Here is a 25,441-nt window from a genome sequence, read left to right as displayed (position 1 = left end):
CACTCAACGACGTCTCTCAATCGCGCGACCGCCTCCGGGGGAGGGAAGACGGATGCTCGACGACCTGAAGCGGCTGCACACTCTGGTCGGGTCCCCATCGCTGGAGACCCTCGCCCGGCACGCTCAGGCCGAAGGATCAGCGACATCGAAGTCCTCCTTCGGTAATCTGCTGAACGGCAGACCCATACGACTTGAGACGGTGGAGGCGTTCATCCGGGCCTGCGCCCGGCATGCCCGTACCCGCCGTCCCCCCATCACCCTCGACCCCCAGGAAGCCCACCTCGACACCTGGCGCAACCGCTACGCCAACAGCCACCGCTCCCGGGGCACACGCCGTTCCTCGGTCGCACCGCGCTGGGTTGAGGTCATCCCCGGCGCACCACACCAGCCGCAACCGTGGCCACACCAGGTGGGAGTGCTGCCTTTGCTGGCCGACTGCCGCCAAGAGCGCCCCGCCGACCACGACCTCGACGCGTTCATGGCTACCGGCAGCGGCACCGCCGTGGTGTGGCAGGTGTTGTCGGGGATGGGGGGCGTCGGCAAGACGCAGCTCGCCGCCGCCCTCGCTCACCGCACCTGGCGGGCGGGGCAAGTCGACCTGCTGATCTGGGTGACCGCTGCATCCCGCGACGCCGTAGTCATCGCCTACGCGCAGGCCGCTGCCGACATCACTGGACTGCAGGACGACGACCCTGAGCAGGGCGCGGCGCGCTTCCTCGCCTGGCTGTCCAAACCACATCGCCGACGGTGGCTGATCGTGCTGGACGACCTGCAGAACCCTGCTGACCTCAACGGGCTCTGGCCTCCCACTGCCCCCTCCGGCCGGGCGGTGGTCACCACCCGCCGCCGTGATGCTGCCTTAACGAGTGGGCGGTACCTCGTGGAGGTTGGCCTATTCACACCCGGGCAGTCAATGGCCTACCTGAACGCCCGGCTGGGCGGCGACGGCGATCTGCTCACCGATGACGACCAGCTCGCCGAGGATCTCGGACACCTGCCGCTGGCACTGGCCCAGGCAGGTGCCTACATCCTCGATCGGGGCTTGTCCTGCGCCGAGTACCGGTGCCGCCTGAACGACGCCCGCAGGCGCCTGGCGGACCTCACCCCCGAGCCCGGAGCTCTACCGGATGAGCACCGAGCCACCGTCGCGGCCACGTGGTCGTTGTCCATCGACCACGCCGACACCTTGACCCCGCGAGGGTTGGGCCGCCCCGTCCTGGAGCTGGCAGCGCTGCTCGACCCCAACGCGATCCCCGCCGAGTTGTTTACCACGAGCGTGGCCACCGCTTACCTCCGCGGCCGCCGCAGTCCCCAGGAGTCCGTCGAAGCCGACGACGTGCGCGACGTCCTGCACAGCCTGCACCGTCTCAGCCTGCTCACGCTCAATCCGGTCGGCCCGACCATCCGGGTGCACGCCCTGATCCAGCGTGCGGTCCGCGAGTCTGCGTACCCGGAACACGCCAACGCGCTGGCGACGACCGTGGCCGACGCCCTGGTAGCGATCTGGCCGGACATCGAGTGCAACCCTTCCCGCGGGCAAGTGCTGCGGGCCAACACAGCGGCCCTGCGGGCCGCTGCAGGCTCGGCCATGTGGAATACCCAATCAGGTGCCCATCGCGTCTTGTTCACCGCTGGCATCAGTCTGGGCGAGTCTGGTCAGGTCTCGGCGGCCGCTGCATACTACGATGACCTGGGCTCCACTGCAGCGCAGCGGCTCGGCACCGAACATCTCCACACCCTCGCCATCCGCGCCGGCCACGCGCGCTGGCGAGGCGAGGCTGGGGACGCCTCCGGCGCTTTCGCAGCCACCGAAGCCCTGCTGGCGGACCGGCTGCGAGTGCTGGGACCCGATCACCTCGACACCCTCACCACCCGGCACAACCTGGCCTACTGGCAGGGCGAGTCCGGTGATCCCGCCGGGGCGGCGACCGCCTTCGACGCCCTGCTGCACGACATGGTGCGGCTGCTAGGCCCCGATCACCCTGACACGCTCACGACCCGCAACGACCTGGCCTGGTGGCAGGGAAAGGCGGGTGACGCGGCTGGGGCGGCTGCGGCGCTGCGAGCGTTACTCGGTGACCGACAGCGGGTACTGGGGCCCGACCACCCGCACTCGTTGATCACCAGGAACGACCTGGCGTGGTGGCAAGGGCTCGCCGGTGACCCCAGCGGCGCCGTCGACGCGTTCAGGGTCCTCCTCCCCGACCTCGTGCGGGTGCTGGGCCCCGACCACCCACGCACCCTGACCACCCGGAACAACCTCGCCTGGTGGCTGGGCGCAGCCGGGGATCCACCCCGTGCCCTGGCAGCCCTGCGGGAGGTCTACGCCGACCGCCTTCGGGTGCTCGGCCCGGACCACCCCCACACCATGATCACCCGAGGCAGCCTCGCCTACTGGAAGGCGATGGCGGGTGACCCGGACGGTGCGGTCACGGAGTTCGAGGCACTCTTGACCGATCGACTGCGAGTGCTCGGCCCCGACCACCCGCACACACGCACCAACCGCCGTCAGATCGCCTATTGGAGCGGCTCCCCGGGCGACCAGACCACCGCCGGAACCCTGCTGACCGACATGGTGCAGGTGCTCGGCCCCGACCATCCCGACACACTCACCGTGTGGAGCCACAACCCCACTCACGCCTCGCCAACCTGAGCCGGTCCTGAAATCCCGACGGCCTACGGCATGGGACCGGTGGCCAAAGGGGGCTCATGTCGTCTCGCGACACACCGTCCGAGCTCATCGACCGGTGCCACGGATTCGGTGAGCGGCATAGGGGCGTCATCGCCGCCGCTTTCCGCCATCCAGTTCGCGGCGGTCTGCTCGCTGAAGCCGAGAAGGCGGCTGAAGGCGAGCGCGGAAAGTTCGGCGGCGAGGTCCTTGAGAGGGGCATTTCTGGCCGGCCGCGGACAGATGCCGAGCGCCTTGAGTCTGCGGGACAGGCTGACCGCTTGGGGACCGTCGTGTCCAGGTACGCCCCCAGCGCGCCTTGCGGCCCAGCCGCACCGCCCGCTCGATCTGGTCGTCTGCGTAGTCGAAGAACGTCTGCAGGTGGGCCCGCGTCACCGATGCCCTTGCTGCCGGCCTTCGCACTCCATCACATGCGCCACGGCGTTCCACTAATGGCAGCTCTGCATCGGGTGCGTTCCGAACCGCTCTTTGCACGCGGCAGGCCACGGATAGTGCGGCGAGGTGACGTAGTCGCAGAACAGCCGGACCGCCCCCGGTCGCTGCGGTTCGTCGACTCTGCCCGCCGCACCACCCCTATGAGTTGCGTCATCCAGTCGTCGAGGTCCGACGCCGTCCGCTGCCACGGGTAGGCGTTGGTGAACTCCGAGAACCGCTCCACGCCTCTGAGCCGGCCACCGATCGTCTTCGGCTGGAGACGCTACCCACCACGCTGCTGACGCGCCCGCCCCTCCAGCATCACCTTGAAGACCGCGTCCTCGGGAGCAGCAGGTAGACCCCTGCAGCAGCACCAAGCACGCGGAAGCGTCCCCAGGACCACCACCAAGCACTCCCGACCGCCTTCGTCCGCCGCGTGCATCGTGCATCCAATGCACGACGCGCCGCAACAACGCAGGCCATCATCCCAACCCCCACAGAAAGGTTCTCGAATTGAAGCCGCAGGCCAACCGCCCCACCTCGAATGTAATGCCCGTTAAAAGGAGTTACCCGGGAGTCCGTACCTCCTTCGAAGTTGTCCACACCTGTGGGCACACCGTGACCCGCGATCTGTCCGACCGCCCCGCCGACAAGCGCGCGTCCTTCGCCCGCTGGCTCGCCTCCAAGGACTGCACCGACTGCTGGAAGGCCGCCCGCGACAATGACAGCGCCAGCAAGGAGGAGTGGCTCGCCGCCAAGCGCGCCGCCGAACAGCAGGCCGCCGCCGACTGGGCCGCCCAGTTCGATATGCCGCCGCTCGAAGGCCCCGAGCGGGCCCTGGACTGGGGTGGACGCTCCCGCCACCAGTTGGTCACCGCCGCGTACAGCGCGCTGGTGAGCGAAGGCACCTGGGACGAGGCGGACTGGGCGGCACTCGAAGAGAAGATTCGCACGATCACCCGCGCCGGGTGGTGGATCGACCAGCGGGACGCTGAAGGCGCTGATCTTCCCGAGCTTCTCGACGCCGCCACGGAGGCCGATCGCGGCTCAGAGAACCCCTTCCGCTAGTTGGGCATGGCGGGCGCGGGGATGCCGTATACCCGACGATCCCCGGTTAGCGAAACCGGGGATCCTCCGGACCATTGTCCTTCCACCGCCGCCCGTGCCGTTCGTGGAAGGACCCCGTTGTGCCCCAGGCCGCCCGCCCGCCGTACGTTCCCGACGACATCCTCACGCCCAAGAGGGACATGACCCATGGCCACTTCCGGCCCGGCGACCAAGTCGTCGTCCTCAAGGGTGTGGCCGGCGGGGAGTTGTGGGGGGATGCCATGACGGTGGTGACTCCGTCCTGGCACACGCCCACCGACGAGGACGGCTGGCGGCTGCGCGACCCCAACGGTGGGCAGCAGACCTTCGTCACCGCCCACCCCCGCTATCTGGTCCACCTCTCGCGGCGCTGCCCTGACTGCCTCATCTACCTGCGCGCCCTGGAGGACTACCTGATCCCGAAGTTCGCCGACGCGGGCAGCGTGATCGACTGCGGCTGGTACTCCACCACCTCGCTGAACCAGCTCGTGCACATCGCCGACGCCCGAGGCGACCGATGATCCCGCTCATCTGCGAGTCGCAGTTCTTCCCCTCCATCTCGGTCTCCGCCGCCCTGGGCCGTCCGATCGCCGAACAGGACGTTCTGGGTGGTCTCGTGGTGGCATGCGCGCCTGTGGACTCCAGCATCGCCGAGGGCGGCCCCAAGGAGTGGATGTTCGCCGACTGGGAGGAGTACCTCCTCGCACCGCAGTTCCTCCACCCCTACGCGGCCGGGCTGAACGCCAACGCTCCCGAGATCTTCCACATGGCGGTCCGCCTGCACCCCGCTGACCGGGAACTGAGCCCGCCGGAGTGGGCGGAGATCGCCGAGCGGCTGACCCGCGTCACCGGCTTCGCACCCGCCGCAGAGGAACACGCGTGCCGCTGGGTCGTCCTGCAGGCCCGCCCCGGCCGACTCGATGTGATCGCCAACCCCATCCGCGAAGACGGCACCCGGGCTCGACAGCCGTGGCCCGTGCACGAGGTTCTCCGCAACGAGTGCCGCCTGATCGAAGTCGACCTGGGCCTTGTCCCCGCCCAGCCTCGTGGCGGGCGCCCGCTGACCGCGCATTTCCCGGGCCAACGCCCCTCCCTGCCACAGCCGGTGACAGAACAGTCCCCGCCCGCGGTGGCCGCGCAGCTCGCCACGCTGATGCGTCAGCTCACCGACGAGACCCATGGGCCGATCGCCTCGGTGCGTGGCCTGGTCGAGCAGGCCGCCTACCGGCTGGAGGAGCTGCCCCACTCCTACGGTCCCGCAGCGGGGCACCGGCTGGAGTTGATCGCCCGGCGCCTGTACGGCATCCAGCAGGACTTGAAGGCCGCCGCCGCAGATCTGCCCGGAGCCAACGAGCGCGCCGCCCGGCCCACCCGCGTGCCTGCCGCACCGCACCCCGCGCCCGCGCGCCGTTCCCGCTGAACACTCCGAGAGAGCACTGCCCTTGGCCATTGCCGACCGTTATCTGACCCTGCAACGCGACGTGCACTCGGGCGAAGTCCTCGCCCGCGGCGGGGACCCGGAAGCGCACAGCATCTTGGAGCGCACCGGCTTCATCCCCGTCGTCCGCGTGCACGAGTACTACCACCGGCTGCCCACCGGTCTTGACGAAGCTGAGGAGGAACGTCTCGCCACCCGGGCCGTGGCACGGCTGCGCGCCGTCCGGTACCACGTCGCCTGCGACGCGGCGTTCGAGACCGAACTGCGCGAGGCCCACTACCTCCCCCTCGGTGCTTCCGTCGCCCACCAGGGCGAACGCATCCGCCAGGCGACCACCACCGAGGAGGTCGCGGATGCCCTGACCGAACTCACCGCCGCCCACGACGGCGTCCTGGCTGCCCTCGACGATGTCCTCGCGGCAACGATCGAGTTCCATCTGAGCCTTGGCGGACCATCTGACATCGCTACCGCCGGGCGGCTGCGCTACCTCTCCGAAGGCCACCTGGACGTCATCCGAGCCGATCTGGCCGCCATCCGCGCCGAACTCGCCGACCGGCACAAGCCTCACCCACAGCGCAGCGTATGCAGCGCCGAAGTCGGCCCGAACGAGCGCGAAGCCTCCGCCGTCTGCGGCTGCCCGCCCCCGCCCCTGCCCACCACCGCCTCCAGCCCGCCGCCCACTGCCCCGGCCCCTGCCGGGCGACGGCGCTGACCCATCCCGAGGAAGCCATGCACGACCCCACCCCTGATCTCGCGTCTTTTGCCATCGCCCTCGCCGACGAGCTCCCCGGCAACTGGACCAGCGAGCACCACACCCATGCGCAGTACCCCGACCAGTTCGCCCGCGCCGAACACCTCTGGGACATGAACCTGGTCGCCCACGCCATCGCCGAGCACGTCCTGGACCAGGACGCGGTCCTCACCCGCGACGACGGCACCCGCCTGTACGTCATCCCGCGCCCCCGCAGCGGCGAGGAGTTCCTCGTCGGCGCCATCGCCCCGGCCGACATCCCTGCGGAAGCCTTCCGTACCGTGCGCGAGCCCGACGGCATCACCGCCCCCGACGACCCGGCCCAGGCCGCCGCGGACATCACGACCACCCTCCTGCCCCGCTACGACAAAGCCCTCGCCAAAGTCCGCGACAACGCCGCCCGCCTCGCCCCGGCGCTGCCCCCGGAACTCGTGGTGATCACGTTGAGCGGCCGGGACTTCCACGTCACCAAGCCCGACCGGGCCGATGCCGCCCAGATCCTCACCGACAACGGCTGCGTGTACGACAAGGACCATGACGCCTTCGTGCTGCCCGGCGAGGACACCGCAGCCCAGGCCCAGGCCATCCAGCGGGCAGCAGCTCAGCTCGTCCAGCTCGGCATCGGCATCAGCGTGCGACTCCCGCAGGCCAAGCCCGCCCTGGACACCGCCCCGGTCGCGGCCCCGACCCCAGCGGCCCCTGCGGCGCGGACTCGGTGAACAGGTCGACGGAGGACGAGCCGCCGTTCGTCGTCCTCGACTACGTGACCATCCCGCGGGATTCGAAGACCCAGTTGGTCCTCGCGGTCGGCGGTGACGAACGCGCCAAGGGAAATCCTGCAGACCGTCGGCAGCTTCATCTCCACCGCCGGACCCCGCGGCCCCTACCAGCGCCAGCCGCACACCATGCCCGTCGAGCAGCAGCGCCAAGGCGCGCGCACCAGTGCACCCGCACTGCCCACCACACCGGCAACCACCCCGGCCAAGTCGCCTGCCCGGCGGTGATAGCCCCTCAGAAGATCGGAGGAGCCCGCTCGTGGGCAACAGAGCCGACGTCGAAGGCAGCGACGTCGAGATCTACCGCAATCCCCTGACCGACACGATCCACGCCGACACCCCCACTGGTGCACCCGAGCAGCTCCTGGCCCTGCTCGACGCCCTCGGGCTGGAACGCAAAACCGAGGTCACGGCCGGCCCCGTCTACGTCTGGCACGAAGTCCCCAGCCACCTCAGCGAACAGGAGAAGAAGAAGGTCGCCACCCTTGCCGTGCCTTCTCTCCTGCTGGCCGGATACGTGGTCAACATCCCCGACGATCTCTTCGACCCCGTGGCCTACCAGGAAGCGGTCGCCGACATCCGCAACCACCGCCACCCGGCCGCCGCGCCCTCGGCCGGAACCCGGCCCGCGCCCAAGGCCCCCAGCCGCACCGCTCCAGCCGCCCGGCGGTGAACCTCAACACCCCGGAGCCTCACCCATGACGCTCGCCGACGAGCACGACGTCGACGTACTGGTCTACCACCGCGACGGCACCATCTACGTCGACAGCCGCACCAGCGCCCCCGAACACCTCCTCGAACTGCTCGATGGCCTCGGCCTCGACCGGCACTGCATGCCCGAGGAAGCCGACACCTCGCACCAAGTCCCCGAGCACTGAGGCGAGATGGCCATGAAACAGATGGCCGAACGCGCCACCCCCCTGCTGACCGGCGCCGGGTACCGCATCGCCATCGACACCGTCTTCGGCGGCACCGCCCACCAGGCCGCCCGTGCCGCCGCGCAACCGTCGCCACCGGTCACGGCCCCTGCGACACCACCTGACGCAGGCAGCCACCGCTCCCGCCGCCCCCTGTAACCGTCCCCGGCCAGCTCCCGCCGCGGAGGCCGGCCCCCGCCACCCGAGAGATGCCGCACATCCCCGCGCCCGACCGCACGCCCCCGCCCATCACCGCCAGCCGAAGCCCGCGCCTGGCCGCAGCTCTGTTCCGCCACTACCTGCGCGCCGTCGCTGTCGGCAGCTGCGAACGGTCCATCCCTGTGGCCGTCGCCCGGCCAGAGGCCGTCCTCAGCGAAGCCCGCCGCCTCGGCCGACGCAGCTGATTGCCCCGTTCATTCGCCCCAGGAGGCCCATGACCGACCTGTCGTCCTATCCCGTACGCCTCGCCGAGGACATCGCCAGCCTGATCAAGACCCTGGACGATCACCTCGACCAGGCCACCCCGCGCCAAGCGGCCGAAATCCTCGCCAAAGTCCTCGACACCCAGGAGGGCGTCCTGACCCGGGTCACCGATCTGGTCGGCACCGGATCCCGGTTCGCCCAGAACCAGGCCCACCGCGGGATGCTCCCGCCCGAGGTCTGGCTGGCCATGGGCCGGGCCTCCCACGAACTGCACAGCGTCGGCCTGGATCTTGACGAGCACGCCGACGCCATCAAGCAGCTCGGGACACCGCCCACCACGGCAAGCACCCTGCCGCCCCAGCCCGTCGCCTCCGCCATGGTCGTCAGGAGGAGCCGGTGAAACAGCAGCAGTGGGCTTGCTGGGCCCCCGGCGCCCAGCAAGCCGAACAGCACTACCTGATCGAGCCCCGCTACCTCGCCGGCGGCGGCGACATCCGCTTCGTCAGCGAGTTCCTGCGCGCCTCCGGCTGGAACGACAAGTCCAAGACCGGCGGGCCACTGGTCTTCGACAGCCCGGACAAGTCCGTGCGCATCGGATATGACCCCTTCACCCAGCCCGGCGGGTGGACGATCTCCGGGAAGGCCGCCCGCGGCCAGGAAGCCTGGCACGCGACCTTCACTCGCCAGGTACCCGTGGAGATCGTCGCCGGATTCACCGACGCGCTCACTCGCCCCCGTTCCGCGCACGCCCCCAACGTGTGGGCGCCGCTGCAGGAGCAGCGCTGGAAGACCGAGCAGGGTCAGCACTTCACCGCGATGAGCCCCGACGGTGGCGCCTGGATGCAGTTCCACCAGTCCAAGCCCGGCGAGGCGCTGTGGTGGGCTAAGGATGGTTGCGCCGCACGGATGGCCGCATCATAGGAGAGCCTCCGGTCCGGGCGGGGGATCCCATTAACATGGTCGGATACACCACCATCGAGCTCACACCCCTGCCTACCAAACCCCGCGTCACAGCTATCAACCAAGCCTGGCGCTACTTGAAAGCCGCCCACGAAACCGTCCAAGGCGTGTTCGACGGTTTGGCTGTGATCCGCGAAGCCGAGAAGGCGGCCTCCGGCAAGGACGTCCGCGGACGCCTTCGCCACGATGAGGCGAATCTCCTGCGTGCCGCCATCGTCTTCACCTCCAGCGGCCTGGACGCCTGCTGTAAACGACTACTTCGCGACACGCTGCACTTGCTCGTGGACGGCAACGTAGACGCTGCCCGCAAGTTCGACGACTTCCTGAAGAACGAGCTCTCAGGACCCCCCTCGGACAAACTGTCCGACGCCATCCGGGGCACAAACCCACGCGAGGAGATGATCCGTCTCTACGTCAAGGCGCGCACGAAAGCGAGCCTCCAGGGAAGCAGCGATGTGAAGTCACGTGTCCGTGACACGCTCGGCATTTCCAACGCGCGGTTGCCTCTGGCCCGGCTCACCCAGCTCAATGGGTTCTTCACGGCGCGCACCGAAATCGTGCACGATCTGGACTACAAGTCCCCCACTGGCCAGGGCGTGGCGCGGCACCCCCGGACGCAGGACTGGGTGCGGGACCAATGCGACACCGCCCTCGCCCTGGTTGCCGAGATCATCAACGAGGCAGCAGCTAACATTCGTGCCCTGCCTCCGGCCCCTCAGCTCTGGCCGTCATACATTCACGACGGCGCACCGACTCCTGCGGAGGAGCGCCTCGCCGCTGCGTATGCATCAGTGCTGATCCGTATTTCTGCGTGCGCCCAGGCCGTCGAGGATGGCAGCTGGGGCTTCTTGGAGACCAGGGCGGACGAAGTGGCGACTGCCGCGACTGCTCTGCAAGCCGCGGCCAAGCTGATCACGGGCGGAACCGGTGCGGCCGACTCCCGCACGGTTTTGGCCGAGGTGATGCGGCGGGCGGGCGCCGACTTCGCCGTGCAGGCGCTCCACTTGCCGGACTACTGAGCCTGAACTCGTGAAGTCGCCTGGGTGATGGATAAGCCGGTTCCGGCGAGGCATCCGTCGATGAGGTCACTGCGGTATTGGATCGTGCGCAGGCCGCGCCTGACGGTCTGGACCAGGTGGTCAGGGCTGGTGTAGGCGACATTGCTGAGCCAGCCGCGCCGCAGTAGGGACCAGATGCCCTCGACGGGGTTGAGATCCGGGGCGTAGGAGGGCAGTTGGTGGACGGTCAGCCACTCCCGGTCGGCGATCCAGGTGCGCATCCTGGCATCCAGATGCACGTTCAGGTTGTCCCAGATGAGCACGATCGGCCCATCGAGTTGCTGGTGGGCGACCTGGAGCAGGTCACGGTAGTCGGTCCAGGCGAAGCTCTTTCGTCTATTGCGCCGGCCGTCGTCGCGGCGGGGCCGGTAGATCAGGCGGGAGCGTTCACCCGGTTTGTAGCAGGTCAGGGCAGCGATGGAGATGCGGCGCCGCGAGCGGCCGCGGACCCGGATGACGGGCGTGTGCCCGCGACGGGCCCAGGTGCGGGCGAACGGCGGCGTCATCGAGAACCCGGACTCGTCCTCGAAGACGATCCAGGCGCCGAGCGCCGCCGCGGTCCTTCCACCAGCGGCCAGGTCTCCCTCACCCAGCCAGTGATCGCCTCATCGTCACGCTCGACGGCCCGTCTGGCCGGGATCTGGCAGGAGAAACCGTGCCGGGTCAGGAGCTTGTGCACGCCCTGGATGGTGTAGCTCTTGTGGAAGCGACGCCCGATCACGGTCTTGACCCGTGTCAGGGTCCACCACTGGTCCGGCCAGCCGTGGACCATGGGTCCTCTAGCCAACTCTGCGTCCAGCTGGACGAATTGGTCCTCGCTCAGTCGCGGTGGGGAGGCCGAGCCGGTCGAGCGCAAGGCCCGCGGGCCGCCCTTGGTCCACGACTTCCGCCAGCGTTGCACCGACCGGACGCTGACCCGCAGATCCTTCGCGATCGCCGAGCTCGCTCGTCGCGGGCGAACCGCTCGGCCGCCGAACGCCGGATGCCCTCGCGGAACTCCCGCCGCTCGTCCGTCAGACCGCCGCCCTGCGCGTACCTCATGACAATGGCGTACCGCGACGATCAAGACCTGTCAGCAGCTACGACACCACGAGTTCAGGCTCAGTAACCAACGAGGCCGTCCCGGCACACGTGCACTCCCTTGTCGGACTGCTCTGCGAGGGCAACGTAACGCTGGACGACGCTCTCGCGTTGAACGCGGGAGACGTCATCCCCACCAGGCGTGAAATTCCTGTCAGCGAGCAGGCGCTCCGGCTCCTGCGAGAGGCCGTCGGTGACCGTGAGCAAGGCCCCGTGTTCGCCATGCCCTCAACCCAGCGGGTGAGCCGCGGGGCCATCCCACCTCAGGTGCCGAGTACCCCTCGGCACAGCACCCACGACGTGCGGGTCGGCCGACACCCTGACCGCCACAACGGTCCGCGCCGAAGCTCTCGCTGAACACATGAAAGCCGCCCCTGCCTCCCAGATGAACTGGGTAGCAGGGGCGGCTTTCATGCTCCTGACGCCTCATCAGAAACTGCTGCGAACGTGCGCCATACGTGCGTCACGTGCGTCGCCCGTGCGTCAAGATATCGCCCGTAACGCACACAACGCCCATAATGCACACCAGGCGAAACCGCAGGTCAGCGGCCCTTCTCGGCAGGCTCAAGGATCGCCACGCACTCCACATGATGGGTCATCGGGAAACATGGAAGCAGCGTGCCGACGCGCTCCGTCGAAACACCCGCAGCTCCATCGCCGCCCTGGTCTCCAGTCACATCCGGAGCGCTGCGCACGAGATGCCAAGGTCCGCACGTCCCTACATAACATGGAATCACCGGTTAGGAAAACCGGTGATTCCAGGAACCATTGGGTTACCTCGTCCACCGTGGAGCATTCACGGATCCGTTCCGGGAGGGTAGCCGAACGGGCAGCATAGAACCCGTATGTGACACGTTCTCCGTTGGAGAAATGTGCTGCCCGTCTCTGGACTCTTGCGGCGATCCGTTTAGTGTTCCGTACTCCCGGAAACGCCTGCCCTTGCCTACCAACCCCTCACCCGCCGCCAAGCACGCCGCAGCATGTCCCGATATGGAGGTCACAGCGCACCCCGCACCGCACTGTCACGAAGGTGATCCGACAGGCAGCCGCCCGTCCCTCCTCGCCAGCACGTGGTACTCGACCAAGGACCTTGCCACTCGCCTCCGCATAGACGCTTCGACCCTGCGTCGATGGCGAACCGCCCAACCGCCCCAAGGCCCTCCGTTCGTCTCGGTCTCCGAGCGCGTTGTGATGTACAGCGCGGCCGACGTCGAAGAATGGCTGCACAGCCGCCGCACCACCCCCAATTTGGCGGCTTGATGGCGCATATAGAAACCGTCCCGACCGGCGTACGCCTCTCCACGGACGTCGAATACAGGCCCAACAGGCCGACCCCGTACCGCGCCCGCGTCCGCTGGTTCGACCCCACGACCAAGCGCAGAAAATCCCTGTCTGAGGGCAAAGACAGCGAAGAAGAAGCGCAGGCGTGGATCCAGAGTATCGTCGAGGCCGCAGAAGCCGGCCTTGCCCCCTCGGTGGCCACCATGAAGCTCGCCGAATACGGCGAGGTGAATATGTGCCTCGCCCTGCGAGGGCTCGAATTGAAAACGCGCGATCCTTATCTCGCAGGCTGGCGAGTGCGGGTCGTCCCGGCCCTGGGGCATCTGCCCGTCCGGATGATCACCAACGGTGCCGTCGACCGCACCGTCCAGAACTGGATCGCCGACGAACAGAGCCGTTCGACCGTCAAGAACACCCTCGCCGTCTTGGTCCGCGTCATGGAGCAGGCGGTCCGAGACGGCATCATCAAGGTCAACCCAGCCCGCGTGACGGGGTGGCAGAAGCTCTACAAGCAGGCCGAGGATGAGCTCCTCAACCCACGAGCGCTGGCCCTTCCCGACTGGGAGACGCTCGTCGAGCTTGCTGACGCACTCGTGGCTGCCTCCTACGGCCAGTACCGCGGTTGGGGAGAGGTCGTCCTCTTCGCCGCGTGTACTGCCGCCCGCATCGGCGAGGTGTCCGGCTGCCGCGTCGGGGACATCGACACCACGAACTGGATCTGGACCGTACGGCGCCAGACCACCCCCGCCCCCGGTGGCCTCGTCGACAAGGGCACCAAGGGCAAGCGGGCTCGCCAGGTCCCGATCATCGAGGAGATCCGGCCGCTCGTCGCCCAGCGCGTTCTGGCCGCCGGTCCCGATCCTGGGGCTCGCTTGTTCACCGGGCCCCGTGGCGGCCGTATCTCCACTGCGGTCCTGCGTGACGCCACCCACTGGGACGACGTCGTCCTCAAGCTCGGGTACGAGCACTTGCGCCGCCACGACCTCCGGCATACGGGACTCACCTGGTTCGCCGATGCCGGAGTCCAGGTGCACGTCCTGCGCAAGATCGCCGGGCACGGCTCGCTGACCACCACCCAGAGGTATCTGCACCCCGACGTGCACAAGATCACCGCTGCGGGTACCGCTCTCTCGGCCCACCTCACCGCACTGCGCGCCCCGCGCTCCCTGCCGAGCCCGATCGTGGTCACCCGCTGACACGGTCAAGGGACCTGGTCCCCATCTGGTCCCCAAAAACGATCAAGGGGCCGTTTCAGATTACTCTGAAACGGCCCCTGACCTGCGACTCTTACGAGTCGGGACGACAGGATTTGAACCTGCGACCCCTTGACCCCCAGTCAAGTGCGCTACCAAGCTGCGCCACGTCCCGGTGTGTGTTCCGCGTGATCACAGGTAGAACTCTACCCCACGTCGAAGGGTGCTCCGTCCTGCGGTGACCGCCGTCAGGGACGCGCGACAATCGGCGTATGAGCTCTGCACCTGGACCGTACGACAGTGGCCGTGAGCGCGACCGTGACGAGGAAGGGCGGGCCCGCAACCAGCGGCCCCGCGACGGGCTCGGGCGGCCGTTGCCCTATGGGGCCGACGGTGTGCCGAGGCAGCCGGAGGGGGTCGTGCGGGCGCCCGAGGAGTCCGTGGCCGAGGCGCAGGCGCTGTTGGACGCCGGGCGGCCCTTTCACGCGCACGAGGTGTTCGAGGACGCCTGGAAGTCGGGGCCCGAGGGCGAGCGCGGTCTCTGGCAGGGGCTGGCGCAGCTTGCCGTCGGTCTCACGCACTCGGGCCGCGGCAATACCAAGGGCGGAGCGCGGCTGTTGTTGCGCGGGGCCGGGGCGATCGCCGATTGGAGCACGCGGGCCGGGCAGCAGCGGCCGTACGGAATCGGCATCGCCGAGTTGGTGGCGTGGGCGGAGGCGTTGGTGGAGGTTCTGGAGCGTGAGGCAGTGCCGGTGGACGCGGCGGCCCATGCGCCGCGGCTGCGAGGGGTACGGCCGGACAGCGTGGGGTCGGGCGATGCGGGGTCCCCGGGTGATCGGGGGTTCCCGGGTGGTGCGGGGTCCCCGGGTGGTGCGGGGTTCGGGGTGTAGGGAGTCAGTCGGCGGCCCCGGGGGGCTCGGGTGGGCGCCGTCACCGAACCGGACTCGCCCCACATGCACACCCCTCCCCCCGGTGTGAGGCTGGCCGTGTGACCACCACCGATCAGTCGGCCGTGCCCGCGTCCGCCCCCGCCGAGGCCCAGGCCCCGCCCGTTCTCGACCGGCGGCGACGCAACGTCGTCTTCGTGACGATCATGCTGGGGATGCTGCTCGCCGCCCTCGACCAGACCATCGTCGGCACCGCGCTGCCGACGATCGTGTCGGATCTGGGCGGGGCGGAACACATGTCGTGGGTCGTCACCTCGTATCTGCTGGCGGAGACCGTCGCCACGGTGCTCGTCGGCAAGTTCGGTGACCTGTTCGGGCGAAAGGTCGTCTTTCAGGTTTCGGCGGTCATCTTCATCACCGGTTCCTTCCTGTGCGGCCTGTCCACGAACATGACGCTGCTCATCGCCTGGCGTGCGATGCAGGGCATCGGCGCGGGCGGCCTGATGGTGACGTCCATGGCGTTGATCGCCGACGTCATCCCGTTGCGCGAGCGCGGCAAGTACCAAGGTGCCATCGGTGCCGTCTTCGGCGTGTCCACCGTGATCGGGCCGTTGTTGGGCGGGCTGTTCACTGATCATCTGAGCTGGCGGTGGGCCTTTTACGTCAACGTGCCCATCGCGATCGTCGTGGTGCTTGCGGCCGCGCGGACCATTCCCGTCGTGAAGTCGGCGGTGCGGCCCGTCATCGACTACCTCGGCATCGCGCTCGTCGCCGTGGGCGCGAGCGCGCTGATCCTCGCGACGAGTTGGGGCGGCAACCAGTACGCGTGGGGATCGCCGACGATCATCGGGCTCTTCGTCGGCGGCCTCGTCGCGCTGGCGCTGTTCTGCGTCGTCGAGACGCGGGCCGCCGAACCGATGCTGCCGATGCGGCTGTTCGGCAATCCGGTCTTCACCGTCTGCTCGATCCTCAGCTTCATCGTGGGCTTCGCGATGCTCGGCGCGATGACGTTCCTGCCGACCTATCTGCAATACGTCGACGGGGACTCCGCCACCATCTCGGGCGTGCGGACCCTGCCCATGGTGATCGGGCTGCTCATCGCTTCCGTCTTCAGCGGCAACGTCGTCAGCAAGACCGGGACGTATCGGATTTTCCCCATCGTCGGGGCGCTCGTGATGGCGCTCGGGCTGTATCTGCTGTCGCTGATGGGGAGCGCCACCAGTACGTGGCTGGAGTCGCTGTACATGTTCGTGCTCGGCACCGGCATCGGGCTGTGCATGCAGGTCCTGACGATCGCCGTGCAGAACACCGTCGCGTACGCGGATCTGGGCACGGCGACGTCCGGCGTCACGTTCTTCCGTACGCTGGGCAGCTCGTTCGGCACGGCGGTGTTCGGCACGATCTACGCGAACACGCTGACGCCGAACCTGAAGGACGGGGTCGCGGCGGCCTCGCGGGCGAGCGGTGGCGATCCGGTCGCCATCGGCAAGGCCGCGCAGAGTCCGGACGGGCTGCACGAACTGCCGGCGGCTGCCGCCGCGCCCGTCGTCAAGGCCTATGCGGACAGCCTGCACACCGTCTTCCTGTGGACGGTCCCGGTCGCGCTCCTCGGGTTCCTGGTGGCGCTGTTCCTCAAGCAGGTTGAGCTGCGCGACAGCGCGCGCATGGGCGCCCCCGACATGGGCGAGGGCTTCGCGCAGCCTTCCAGCGGGGACCCCGGGCACGTACTGGAGCGGAGCGTCGCCGCCATCATCCGCGACGTCGGCATGACCACCGCGCGCGGGATCATCAGGGACTCCGACACCCGCCTGGACATCGCGGGCGCCTGGGCGGTCATGCAGGTGTCGCTGTTCACGCGGATGGTCGGGCACGCGAGCCTGGGGCTGATCGCCGCACGGCGCAGGATTCCGCCGGAGGTTCTGGTGCCCGTCTTCGACCGCATGGTCGAGGAGGGGTATCTGACGCGTACGGGGACGTACTTCTCGCACACGCCCGCCGGGGAGCGCGAGGCGGAGGTGATCTCCAAGGCGTGGGCGTCCTGGCTGGGCGAGGAGATCCAGAAGGACATCGGCCGGCCCGCGGACAAGGAGCTCGCCGCGGCGGTCGACGTGATCGCCAAACGGCTGCTCGCGGAGGATCTTGAGCAGGGGCTCTCTCCGGAGACGGCGGGCGCCACGGTCGCCGGACGCTGAGCAGTCGGAGCGACGCGGCACGGGTGCCGCGCCCGAGCCCGCGCGGGTCATATCGCCCCGCCGATGAGTTTCCGGGGCGGGGCGAGTCTGCACGGGTATGGAGACGCACACACTCGCAACAGCCGGCGCAGACCTCGTGTACGACGTTCGGGGGCCGCTGCCGACCGCCGACGGACGTCCGCCGTTGCTCATGATCGGGCAGCCCATGGACGCCACCGGTTTCGCCACGCTCGCCGCGCGCTTCCCGGAGCGGACCGTGGTCACCTATGACCCGCGCGGGCTCGGTCGCAGCATCCGTAAGGACGGGCGGGTCGACCACACGCCGCAGACGCAGGCCGACGACGTGCACGCCGTCATCGGGGCGCTCGGGGCCGGGCCGGTCGAGATGTTCGCCAGCAGTGGTGGAGCGGTCACGGCGCTCGCGGTCGTGGCACGGCATCCGGCGGACGTGACCACTCTGGTCGCGCACGAGCCGCCGCTCGTCACCCTCACGCCGGACGGCCCGGCGGCCGTGCGGGCGCGGGCCGGGGTCCGGGATGCGTACGAGAAGCGCGGGTGGGGGGCCGGGATGGCCGCGTTCGTGGCCATGACCTCGTGGGAGGGTGAGTTCACCGACGCGTACTTCGCCCAGCCGGAGGCCGATCCCGCCGCGTTCGGGATGCCCACGGAGGACGACGGCTCACGTGACGATCCGCTGCTGTCCGACCGGTCGTGGGCGGTCAGCGGCTACCGGCCCGAGGTCGAGGCGATCGCCGCCGCGCCGACCCGCGTCGTGATCGCCGTGGGCGAGGAGTCCGAGAACCTGCTGACCGGACGCACCGCTGTCGCGACCGCGGAACTGCTCGGGCAGCGGGTGAGCGTGTTCCCGAGCCATCACGGCGGGTTCTGCGGCGGGGAGTTCGGCTATCCGGGGAAGCCGGACGAGTTCGCGCTTCGGCTGCGGCAGGTCCTCGACGGCGCCTCGTAGGGGAACGGTAGCCGCCGAGTACGCCGCACACCCGCCATGAGCCGGATGAGCCGGATGACGCCGCCCGCGATCAGGACAGAGGCGCGTTCCTACGCGCTGTAGTGGGCCCGCAGCTCCCGCTTGAGTACCTTCATGCTCGGGCCGAGCGGGAGTTCGTCGGTGAATTCCACCAGGCGCGGGTACTTGTGGCGGCCCAGGTGCTCCTTGGACCACTCGATGATCGTCTCGGCCAGCCCGGGTGTGGCGTCGGCGGCCGCGACGACGACCGCGCAGATCTCCTCGCCGTGCACCGGGTCGGGCAGTCCGATCACGGCGGCCTGGCCGACGGCCGGGTGACGCATCAGGACCTCTTCGACCTCGCGCGGGTAGACGTTGAATCCGCCGCGGATGATGACGTCCTTCTTGCGGTCGACGATGGAGAGGAAGCCGTCGGCGTCCTTGGTGCCGAGGTCTCCGCTGCGGAACCAGCCGTCGACCAGGGCTTCGGCGGTCGCCTCGGGGCGTCCGAGGTAGCCGGAGAAGACGTTGTGGCCGCGGATGACGACCTCGCCGAGTTCACCGGCGGGCAGCAGTTCGACGCGGTCGTCGATGTCGGCGCGGGCGATCTCGACGTCGACGCCCCAGAGGGGGTGCCCGATGGTGCCGGGCCTGGTGCCGAAGTCGGGCTGGTTGACGGATGCCGTGGGCGAGGTCTCGGAGAGCCCGTAGCCCTCGTACACGGGCGTGCCGAAGGCCTTCTCGAAGCGTTCGAGCACGGCGACGGGGAGCGAGGCGCCCCCGGAGATGCAGATCCGGAGCTCGGGCAGTTTCTCCGCGGCCTCGGCGGCGGCCACCAGGCCCACATACATGGTGGGGACGCCGTGGAAGGTGTTGACGTTCTCCGCGACCATCAGCTCGATGGCCCGCGCGGCGTCGAAGCGCGGCAGCAGGACGAGGGTGGCGCCCGCCCGCCACGTCGAGTTCATGGAGACGGTCTGCCCGAAGGCGTGGAAGAGGGGGAGCGCGCCGAGTGCGGTGTCGTCGGGGCGTATGTCGTTGGCGTCGAAGGCGTTGACGGTCGCGTTCATCACCAGGTTGAAGTGGCTGAGCACGGCGCCCTTGGGGACGCCCGTGGTGCCGCTGGTGTAGAAGACGACGGCGGGGTCGTCGGCGTCGCGCGTGGCGTAGGTGGTGAGGGGTTCGGTGGCGCCCGCCAGGGCCTCCAGTTCGCCGTCGCAGCCGAGCCGCACCATGCGTACGTCGGTGGCTTCGGCGGCCGCCCCGCCGGTCGCCGCCTGGGCGGGGTGGCAGAGGAGCAGGGTCGCGCCGCTGTCCCGGAGGACGTGCTCGACCTCTTCGGCGGAGAGCAGCAGGTGTACGGGGACGACGACTCCGCCCGCGGCGAGGATGGCGTAGTACGCCTTGGGGAACTCGGCGGTGTTGGGCGCCATGAGGGCCACGCGGTCCCCCGGTCGCACACCGAGCTTCGCGAGGGCTGCGCCCTGGGCACGGGCCTCCTGCCACAACTCCTTGAAGGTGAGGCGCAGTTCGCCCTCGACGAGTGCGGTGCGGTCCGGGTGGCGGCGGGCGGGCTCGGCGAGAATCGCGGCGAGGGAGAGCGTGGCCATGAGGGTGGAGGCTCCGTTTCCGAGGGACTTGCGGCGTGCGGCTTGCGGCTTGCGGCGTGCCGTTTCCGACTTGCGGCCGTGGGGCTGTTGTCGACGGCGGTGCACGGCACCCGCCTTCCGCGTTGAGACAGCTCGCAGAGGGCGGGGGCTCGCGCCGGATCGGCCGCCGTCAGGCGGGGTCCTCAATCGCGCTCGACCAGGAGCGCGCTGCCCTGCCCGACACCGACGCACATGGTGGCGAGGCCGCGCGTGGCACCCGTGCGGCGCATCCGGTGCAGCAGGGTGGTGAGGATGCGGGCGCCGGAGCAGCCGAGCGGGTGGCCGAGGGCGATGGCTCCGCCGGACGGGTTGACGAGCTCCGGGTCGATGCCGAGGGCGTCGACGCAGGCGAGCGCCTGAGCGGCGAACGCCTCGTTGAACTCGGCCTCCTGAAGGTCGTCGACGTTCCAGCCCACGCGGGCGAGCACCTTCTGTGTGGCGGGGACGGGCCCGATGCCCATGACGTCGGGGTGGACGCCCGCCGAGGCACCGGCCGCGTACCGTCCGAGGGATTCGAGGCCGAGGTCGTTCAGGGCCTCCTCGCTGACGATCAGGAGTCCGGCCGCGCCGTCGTTCATCGGCGACGCGTTGCCCGCGGTGACGGTGCCGTCCTTGCGGAAGACGGGGCGCAGGCCGCTGAGTTTCTCGTACGAGGTGTCCTCGCGCACGCATTCGTCCGTGTCGACGACGGTGCCGTCCGGTCGTGCGACGGGGAGGAGTTCGTCGTCGAAGTGGCCGTTCTTGCGGGCGGCGGCCGCGTACTGGTGGCTGCGGAGCGCGAAGGCGTCCTGGCGTTCGCGCGAGACGCCGTACCGCCCCGCGACTTCCTCGGCGGTCTCGCCCATCGCGAGGACACCGTGCAGGTCCTTCATCTTCGGGTTCGTGAGGCGCCAGCCGAGGCGGGTGTCGGCGGTCTCCATGCGGTGCGGCAGCGCCTCGTCGGGGCGGGGCAGCACGAAGGGGGCGCGGCTCATCGATTCGGAGCCGCCCGCGAGGACGATGTCCGCGTCGCCCGCGGCGACGGTGCGCGCGGCGGTCGTGACGGCTTCGAGGCCGGAGGCGCAGAGCCGGTTGACGGTGGCGCCGGGCACGGATTCGGGGAGCCCCGCGAGGAGGGCGGCCATCCTCGCGACGTTGCGGTTGTCCTCCCCCGCCTGGTTGGCGGCGCCCCAGTAGATGTCGTCGATCCGGGCGGGATCGAGCTGGGGGATGTCGGCGAGGAGTCCCCTCACGACGGCCGCCGCGAGGTCGTCGGGGCGTACGGAGGAGAGGGCGCCGCGGAGTTTGCCGATGGGGGTGCGGCGGGCGGCGGCGAAGTGGACGGTGCGCACGATACGGCTCCGGATCGTTCTGCGGGTCACGCTGCTTCGGTTGTGCGGGTCACGCTGTGTAGCTCAACGCTCATACGTACGTAAATTAGCGCTGCTAGTTTTGGAGTCTATGCGGGAGGCGGGGCTCAGGGGAAGAGGCCCCTGCGCCTCGCCCTCCTCGGCCCCGGCTCGGGCTGGCTCCGGCCCTGGCTCCGCCCGGCAACCCGCGACATCGCTTCCGTGCCGGACGTCGTAAGCGTGTCAGGCGAGCGCGATCCGGACCGCGCCACCCCTGGCGTCCACCCGTCCCGTCCAGTCCCCCGCGACCTGGAAGGGCCGGTTCGGGACGGCCGGGCGGCGCGAACGCGCGCGGTGCAGGGTTCTGCCGTCCTGGGTGATCACCAGCTTCGGACGCGCGACGAACTCGGTCGTGCGAAGGGTGAACGCGCCGGTCGGGTCGTCCGGCGTGAGGCGGTTCGGGGCGATCCAGGCGAGCGGCGCCGCGACCCGCAGCCGTACCGATGCGGAGGGCCAGTCGCCGTCGGAGAGGTAGCGCCGCACGGCCTCCGCCGCCAGCGTTCCCTCGCGCGCCACCGCGCGTGCCGGTTCGGCGGCGTGCAGCACGTTGCCGACCGCGAAGACCCCGCGTCCGTCCGTACGGAAGGCCCCGTCGACCGCCGGGCCGCGCGTGCCGGGGTCCAGCAACAGGCCCGCACGGCGCGCCAGTTCGTGGTCAGGGACGAAGTCGCCGGTGAAGACGACGGTGTCGCAGGAGACGTGCGCCGTCCTGCCGTCCCGGTGGCGGAGTCCGACCCCGGAGAGCCGGCCGCGGCCGACCAGTTCGACCACGGTGGCGTCGGTCAGCAGGGGCACGCCGTGCCGCAGCCGCGCGTCGAGGGCGCGGGCCGGTCGTGCCTGGTGGCGCGGGTGCTCGGTGACGAGCGCGGCGACGGCGACGCCTGCCCGTCGCAGGGTGTCCAGGGCGGTGAAGCTCACCGGTTCCGCGCCGACCACGACGGCGCGCGTCCCGATCCGCTGCCGGTGGAGGTCGGCGGCCTGCTGGAGCTCGCCCGTGGTGTACACCCCGGCGGGCCGGGTGCCGGGGACCAGGCGGGCGGCGCGGGGCCGTTCGCGGGCGCCGGTGGCGAGGACGACCGCGCGGGCGGTGATGCGCTCCAGGCCGCGGGGGCTCGTGGTGTCGACGGTGAGCGGCGCCGCCCACGCCGTCACGCTGACGCCGGTCCGCAGGACGGCGCCGGTGCCCACGGCCGCCGCCACGCAGCGCTCCGCGTACTGCGGCCCCGTCATCCCGAGCCGTCCGAAGCCGCCGTGCAGGCAGTGCCGCGGGATGCCGCCGGCCTGCCGCTCCCGGTCCACCACCTCGACCTCGCCGACGCCCGACGCGGCGAGCCCGGCCGCCGTGGCGAGACCCGCGGGCCCCGCGCCGACGACCAGGACGTCGACGATGCGCTCGCGCCTCATCCGGTACCCATTTCCGCACCCCGTTCGTAGAGTTCCCGCACCTTGGCACCGCAGTAGAAGCCCTGGCAGCGTCCGCTCCGCGCCCGCGTGCGGCGCCGCAGGCCGTCCTGCGATCCCGGCGGGACCGTGGCCGCGAGGGCGTCCCGGATCTCGCCGCGCGTCACGCGCTCGCAGTGGCAGACGATCTCGCCGTACGCCGGGTCGGCCGCGACGAGGTCGGCGCACTGGTAGGGGCGCGGGAAGGCCTCGCCGAGGTTGGGCATGCGGACCGGTTCCAGATCGCGGGGTTCGGAGAGGCCCAGGCCCGTGCCTGCGAGGAGTTCCGTGACGTGGGCGGCGATGGCCATGGAGGCGGTGAGGCCGGTGGAGCGGATGCCGCCGACGGTGACGTAGCGCTGTTCCTTGTGGGCGCTGATGCGGTAGTCGTCCTGATCGGTGGCGGCGCGCAGTCCCGCGTAGACCGCGGTCACCTCCTCGTCGAGCAGCTCGGGGAGGATCCGGTGGCCCTTTTCGCGCAGTGCGGCGATGCCCTCGGCCGTCGTGCCGGTGGCGTTCTTGTCGTCCAACTCATCGGTGGTGGGCCCGAGAAGAACGTTTCCGTACACGGTCGGTGCCACGAGGACGCCCTTGCCGAGCGCGGTGGGGACGGGCAGCAGGATGTGCCGCACGAGGTCGCGGGCGAGCTTGTCGTAGACGATGAGCTGGCCCCGGCGCGGGGTGACGGTGAAGGTGTCGTGGCCGAGCAGCCGGTCGACGGTGTCGGCGTGCAGGCCGGCGGCGTTGACGAGGTACCGGGTGCGCACGGTGCCGCGGCCCGTGGTCATCAGGTGCGACTCCCCCGCGGAACCGACACCGCCCACAGGGCAGTTGAGGAGGAGGTCCACGCCCGCGCGCACGGCCTGCGTGGCGTAGGCGAGGGTGGTGGTCCAGGGGCAGATGATGCTTTCGCCCGGGACGTCGAGCGCGCCGAGGGCGCCGGGACCGAGGTGCGGCTCGCGGGCCCGGACGTCGGCGGGCCCGAGGAGGCGTGCCGCGTGGTAGCCGTTGCGTTCCGCTTTCGTCAACAGCTCTGGCAGCGCGGCGAGTTGTTCGGTGTTCCAGGCGATCAGGAGTGCGCCGACCGGCTCGACGGGGATCCCGGACTCGGCGGCGTACGCGGCGAGCATCCCGTGCCCCTCACGGACCAGCCGGGACTCCAGGGACCCGGGCACCGTGTCGAAGCCGGTGTGCAGGATCGCCGTGTTCGCCTTCGACGTGCCGTCGCCGACGTCGTCGGCGGCCTCGACGAGGGCGATGCGCAGCCCGGGGTGGCGGGCCAGCTCGCGCGCGATGGCCGCGCCGACGACTCCGGCGCCGATGACGGTCACGTCGTACGTCACGTCCGGCGGCGCGCCGCGCCTGGTCACCGCCATCAGGGCGTACGTTCCACGAGCGCCGACACCGCCGAGCGGAACCCGGCGAGACGTTCGGCGGCGAGGCCCGCGTCGATGCGCGGTTCGTAGACGGCGGCGGGCCGCCACTCCGGCACGGCCTCGGCGACCGTGAGGGTGGGATCGACGCCGATGCGGGCGACGGCGGCGGCACCGAGCGCGGTGACGTCGGCCAACTCCGCCACCTCTACGGGGAGTTGAAGCAGGTCCGCCTGGGTCTGCATGAGAAGGGCCGACCGGGTCAGACCGCCGTCGACGCGGAGGCTTGTCAACGGCTCCCCCATGTCCGCGGCCACGGCGTCGGCGAGCGCGACGACCTGCGCGGCGATGCCTTCGCACAGGGCACGCACCAGGTGTCCCGCGGTGGTGTCGAGGCCAAGACCGCTCATCGACCCGCGCAGGTCGCCGCGCCACCAGGGCGCCGCGAGCCCGGCGAGCGCCGGCACGAAGGTGACGCCGCCCGCGTCGGGGACGGCCGACCCGACGGGGTCGATGTCCTCGGCGCCCGCGATCACGCCGAGGTCGGTGAGCCAGCGGACGGCGGACGCGGCGGTGTACACCTGGCCGTCGAGGCAGTAGCTGCTCCGGCCCGCGAGGCGCCAGGCGACGCAGCTGACGAGTCCGGAGTCGCCTCGGCGCAGGCGCGCGCCGGTCTGGGCGAGCAGGAACGCCCCTGTTCCGTAGGTACACTTGGCGCTGCCCGGTGCGGTCACGTCCTGGGCGAGGAGGGCGGCCTGCTGGTCGACGAGGAGGCCGGTGAGGGGGATCTCGGGGCCGAAGGCGATGGTGGTGCCGAACTCCCCCGCCGCGTCGACGACGCGGGGCAGGTGCTCGTCGCCGAGCCCGTAGAGTTCGAGGGCCCGTGGGGACCACTCGACGGTGTCGAGGTCGAGGAGCTGGGTGCGGCCGGCGGTCGCGGCGTCGGTGACGAAGGCACCGGTGAGCCGGTGGACGAGCCAGACGTCGCTGGTCGTGACGGCACCCTGCCGGGTGCGGTGGCGACGTAGCCACGCCATCTTCGGGGCGGCGAAGTAAGGGTCGAGCGGCAGCCCGGTGAGTTCCCTCAACTCGTCCTTGTGGTCGACGAGTTCCGCACAGACCGACTCGGCCCTGCGGTCCTGCCACACGAGGGCGTCGGTCAGGGGCTCGCCGGTCTCCGGGTCCCAGGCGAGAACGGTTTCGCCCTGATTGGCGAGGCCGACGGCGGCAACCGGCTCCCCCGCGTCCGCGAGCGCCGCACGCCCTGCCGCGATGACGGACGACAACAGCTCGGCGGGGTCGACCTCGACGAGCCCACCGGGGAGGAACCTGGGCCGCACGGGCGCGGCGCCCGTCCCGATCACACCACGTTCCGGACAGACCACAAGCGCCTTGGTCCCGGACGTGCCCTGGTCCACGGCGAGCACGGGCCGTCGCGCCGGATGCCGCTCATGAGTGATCACCGCGGCAGCGTGCTACAGC

22 protein-coding genes, 1 tRNA gene and 2 pseudogenes are annotated in these 25,441 nt (G+C 70.3%); 18 read left to right on the top strand and 7 right to left on the bottom strand.

From position 1 onward, the window contains the following. Positions 1–52 precede the first annotated feature (52 nt). The 13 genes and pseudogenes from fxsT (at position 53) to AC07DO_RS38750 (ending at position 10,473) form a co-directional block, all read left to right on the top strand. The gene (fxsT, locus tag AC07DO_RS38810) at positions 53–2,653 is read left to right on the top strand and encodes an FxSxx-COOH system tetratricopeptide repeat protein (RefSeq protein ID WP_479067059.1); all 2,601 of its coding nucleotides are present in this window, start codon (positions 53–55) and stop codon (positions 2,651–2,653) included. Between the two features lie 1,068 nt (positions 2,654–3,721). Beyond that, the gene (locus AC07DO_RS38805) at positions 3,722–4,171 is read left to right on the top strand and encodes a hypothetical protein (protein ID WP_479067057.1); all 450 of its coding nucleotides are present in this window, start codon (positions 3,722–3,724) and stop codon (positions 4,169–4,171) included. Positions 4,172–4,350: 179 nt separating this feature from the next. Then, positions 4,351–4,710 carry a hypothetical protein gene (locus tag AC07DO_RS38800; RefSeq protein WP_479067149.1) on the top strand — a complete coding sequence of 120 codons (360 nt, stop codon included), beginning with the start codon at positions 4,351–4,353 and terminating at the stop codon, positions 4,708–4,710. Next, positions 4,707–5,609, top strand: a complete 903-nt coding sequence (locus AC07DO_RS38795) for a hypothetical protein (protein ID WP_479067055.1) — start codon at positions 4,707–4,709, stop codon at positions 5,607–5,609. Before AC07DO_RS38800 ends, AC07DO_RS38795 begins: the two co-directional genes overlap by 4 nt. 22 nt (positions 5,610–5,631) lie before the next feature. Beyond that, positions 5,632–6,339 carry a hypothetical protein gene (locus tag AC07DO_RS38790; RefSeq protein WP_479067054.1) on the top strand — a complete coding sequence of 236 codons (708 nt, stop codon included), beginning with the start codon at positions 5,632–5,634 and terminating at the stop codon, positions 6,337–6,339. Positions 6,340–6,356: 17 nt separating this feature from the next. Then, positions 6,357–7,097 carry a hypothetical protein gene (locus AC07DO_RS38785; RefSeq protein ID WP_479067052.1) on the top strand — a complete coding sequence of 247 codons (741 nt, stop codon included), beginning with the start codon at positions 6,357–6,359 and terminating at the stop codon, positions 7,095–7,097. Between the two features lie 93 nt (positions 7,098–7,190). Continuing rightward, positions 7,191–7,382, top strand: coding sequence for a hypothetical protein (locus AC07DO_RS38780; protein WP_479067050.1), 192 nt, complete (start codon positions 7,191–7,193; stop codon positions 7,380–7,382). 31 nt (positions 7,383–7,413) lie between these two features. Then, the gene (locus AC07DO_RS38775) at positions 7,414–7,827 is read left to right on the top strand and encodes a hypothetical protein (RefSeq protein ID WP_479067048.1); all 414 of its coding nucleotides are present in this window, start codon (positions 7,414–7,416) and stop codon (positions 7,825–7,827) included. A gap of 25 nt (positions 7,828–7,852) precedes the next feature. Continuing rightward, positions 7,853–8,032, top strand: coding sequence for a hypothetical protein (locus tag AC07DO_RS38770; protein WP_479067046.1), 180 nt, complete (start codon positions 7,853–7,855; stop codon positions 8,030–8,032). A gap of 12 nt (positions 8,033–8,044) precedes the next feature. Then, complete coding sequence (locus AC07DO_RS38765) at positions 8,045–8,230, top strand: hypothetical protein (protein ID WP_479067044.1); 186 nt, start codon at positions 8,045–8,047, stop codon at positions 8,228–8,230. Positions 8,231–8,504: 274 nt separating this feature from the next. Beyond that, positions 8,505–8,894 carry a hypothetical protein gene (locus AC07DO_RS38760; protein WP_479067042.1) on the top strand — a complete coding sequence of 130 codons (390 nt, stop codon included), beginning with the start codon at positions 8,505–8,507 and terminating at the stop codon, positions 8,892–8,894. Then, positions 8,891–9,379, top strand: a pseudogene (locus tag AC07DO_RS38755) (SPDY domain-containing protein); the annotation flags it as partial. The gene AC07DO_RS38760 and the pseudogene AC07DO_RS38755, both read left to right, overlap by 4 nt. A gap of 71 nt (positions 9,380–9,450) precedes the next feature. Continuing rightward, positions 9,451–10,473 (top strand): hypothetical protein, encoded by a 1,023-nt coding sequence (locus AC07DO_RS38750; protein ID WP_479067040.1) that lies wholly within the window; start codon positions 9,451–9,453, stop codon positions 10,471–10,473. Here AC07DO_RS38750 and AC07DO_RS38745 read toward each other — a convergent pair. Further along, positions 10,467–11,553: pseudogene (locus AC07DO_RS38745) on the bottom strand (IS630 family transposase). The gene AC07DO_RS38750 and the pseudogene AC07DO_RS38745 sit on opposite strands and share 7 nt — an antisense overlap. A gap of 909 nt (positions 11,554–12,462) precedes the next feature. Between AC07DO_RS38745 and AC07DO_RS38740 the strand changes: the two are divergent. Both AC07DO_RS38740 and AC07DO_RS38735 read left to right on the top strand, forming a co-directional pair. Continuing rightward, entirely contained in the window at positions 12,463–12,852 is a 390-nt protein-coding gene (locus AC07DO_RS38740) for a helix-turn-helix transcriptional regulator (protein ID WP_479067038.1), read from the top strand. Then, positions 12,852–14,069, top strand: coding sequence for a site-specific integrase (locus tag AC07DO_RS38735; RefSeq protein ID WP_479067036.1), 1,218 nt, complete (start codon positions 12,852–12,854; stop codon positions 14,067–14,069). Before AC07DO_RS38740 ends, AC07DO_RS38735 begins: the two co-directional genes overlap by 1 nt. 98 nt (positions 14,070–14,167) lie before the next feature. Here the strand turns inward: AC07DO_RS38735 and AC07DO_RS38730 are convergent. Then, a tRNA-Pro gene (locus AC07DO_RS38730) sits at positions 14,168–14,241 on the bottom strand. A gap of 97 nt (positions 14,242–14,338) precedes the next feature. Between AC07DO_RS38730 and AC07DO_RS38725 the strand changes: the two genes are divergently transcribed. The 3 genes from AC07DO_RS38725 to AC07DO_RS38715 all read left to right on the top strand — a co-directional run bounded on the left by AC07DO_RS38725 (position 14,339) and on the right by AC07DO_RS38715 (position 18,112). Continuing rightward, the gene (locus AC07DO_RS38725) at positions 14,339–14,956 is read left to right on the top strand and encodes a DUF309 domain-containing protein (RefSeq protein WP_479067034.1); all 618 of its coding nucleotides are present in this window, start codon (positions 14,339–14,341) and stop codon (positions 14,954–14,956) included. A 98-nt stretch (positions 14,957–15,054) separates the two neighbouring features. Continuing rightward, positions 15,055–17,145 carry an MDR family MFS transporter gene (locus AC07DO_RS38720; protein WP_479067032.1) on the top strand — a complete coding sequence of 697 codons (2,091 nt, stop codon included), beginning with the start codon at positions 15,055–15,057 and terminating at the stop codon, positions 17,143–17,145. 97 nt (positions 17,146–17,242) lie between these two features. Beyond that, the gene (locus tag AC07DO_RS38715) at positions 17,243–18,112 is read left to right on the top strand and encodes an alpha/beta fold hydrolase (protein ID WP_479067030.1); all 870 of its coding nucleotides are present in this window, start codon (positions 17,243–17,245) and stop codon (positions 18,110–18,112) included. 89 nt (positions 18,113–18,201) lie between these two features. On the opposite strand, the gene AC07DO_RS38710 is transcribed toward AC07DO_RS38715, so the two are convergent. From AC07DO_RS38710 to AC07DO_RS38690, 5 genes are all read right to left on the bottom strand, one after another. Further along, positions 18,202–19,719, bottom strand: a complete 1,518-nt coding sequence (locus tag AC07DO_RS38710; protein WP_479067028.1) for a long-chain-fatty-acid--CoA ligase — start codon at positions 19,717–19,719, stop codon at positions 18,202–18,204. A 182-nt stretch (positions 19,720–19,901) separates the two neighbouring features. Then, positions 19,902–21,089 (bottom strand): thiolase family protein, encoded by a 1,188-nt coding sequence (locus tag AC07DO_RS38705; protein WP_479067147.1) that lies wholly within the window; start codon positions 21,087–21,089, stop codon positions 19,902–19,904. Positions 21,090–21,329: 240 nt separating this feature from the next. Beyond that, a complete protein-coding gene (locus tag AC07DO_RS38700; RefSeq protein WP_479067026.1) occupies positions 21,330–22,550 on the bottom strand; it encodes an NAD(P)/FAD-dependent oxidoreductase in 1,221 nt (406 codons plus the stop codon). Continuing rightward, the gene (locus AC07DO_RS38695) at positions 22,547–23,962 is read right to left on the bottom strand and encodes an FAD-dependent oxidoreductase (RefSeq protein WP_479067024.1); all 1,416 of its coding nucleotides are present in this window, start codon (positions 23,960–23,962) and stop codon (positions 22,547–22,549) included. Before AC07DO_RS38695 ends, AC07DO_RS38700 begins: the two co-directional genes overlap by 4 nt. Beyond that, positions 23,962–25,422, bottom strand: a complete 1,461-nt coding sequence (locus AC07DO_RS38690) for an FGGY family carbohydrate kinase (protein ID WP_479067022.1) — start codon at positions 25,420–25,422, stop codon at positions 23,962–23,964. The genes AC07DO_RS38695 and AC07DO_RS38690 overlap by 1 nt, the downstream gene beginning before the upstream one ends. Positions 25,423–25,441 lie beyond the last annotated feature (19 nt).

The organism is Streptomyces sp. NPDC045678 (assembly GCF_056432085.1).
Note: the sequence above shows the minus strand (reverse complement) of the source record. Positions and strands in the feature narration are given on the sequence as shown.

Excerpts from the sequence above, each read along its gene's own strand:
- AC07DO_RS38785 (WP_479067052.1), top strand. The coding sequence starts at position 6,357 with ATGCACGACCCCACCCCTGATCTCGCGTCTTTTGCCATCGCCCTCGCC.
- AC07DO_RS38725 (WP_479067034.1), top strand. The coding sequence starts at position 14,339 with ATGAGCTCTGCACCTGGACCGTACGACAGTGGCCGTGAGCGCGACCGT.
- AC07DO_RS38740 (WP_479067038.1), top strand. The coding sequence starts at position 12,463 with ATGTGCTGCCCGTCTCTGGACTCTTGCGGCGATCCGTTTAGTGTTCCG.
- AC07DO_RS38795 (WP_479067055.1), top strand. The coding sequence starts at position 4,707 with ATGATCCCGCTCATCTGCGAGTCGCAGTTCTTCCCCTCCATCTCGGTC.
- AC07DO_RS38750 (WP_479067040.1), top strand. The coding sequence starts at position 9,451 with ATGGTCGGATACACCACCATCGAGCTCACACCCCTGCCTACCAAACCC.
- AC07DO_RS38700 (WP_479067026.1), bottom strand. The coding sequence starts at position 22,550 with ATGAGGCGCGAGCGCATCGTCGACGTCCTGGTCGTCGGCGCGGGGCCC.
- AC07DO_RS38735 (WP_479067036.1), top strand. The coding sequence starts at position 12,852 with ATGGCGCATATAGAAACCGTCCCGACCGGCGTACGCCTCTCCACGGAC.
- AC07DO_RS38760 (WP_479067042.1), top strand. The coding sequence starts at position 8,505 with ATGACCGACCTGTCGTCCTATCCCGTACGCCTCGCCGAGGACATCGCC.
- AC07DO_RS38710 (WP_479067028.1), bottom strand. The coding sequence starts at position 19,719 with ATGGCCACGCTCTCCCTCGCCGCGATTCTCGCCGAGCCCGCCCGCCGC.
- AC07DO_RS38800 (WP_479067149.1), top strand. The coding sequence starts at position 4,351 with ATGACCCATGGCCACTTCCGGCCCGGCGACCAAGTCGTCGTCCTCAAG.
- AC07DO_RS38770 (WP_479067046.1), top strand. The coding sequence starts at position 7,853 with ATGACGCTCGCCGACGAGCACGACGTCGACGTACTGGTCTACCACCGC.
- AC07DO_RS38715 (WP_479067030.1), top strand. The coding sequence starts at position 17,243 with ATGGAGACGCACACACTCGCAACAGCCGGCGCAGACCTCGTGTACGAC.
- AC07DO_RS38695 (WP_479067024.1), bottom strand. The coding sequence starts at position 23,962 with ATGGCGGTGACCAGGCGCGGCGCGCCGCCGGACGTGACGTACGACGTG.
- AC07DO_RS38765 (WP_479067044.1), top strand. The coding sequence starts at position 8,045 with ATGAAACAGATGGCCGAACGCGCCACCCCCCTGCTGACCGGCGCCGGG.
- fxsT (WP_479067059.1), top strand. The coding sequence starts at position 53 with ATGCTCGACGACCTGAAGCGGCTGCACACTCTGGTCGGGTCCCCATCG.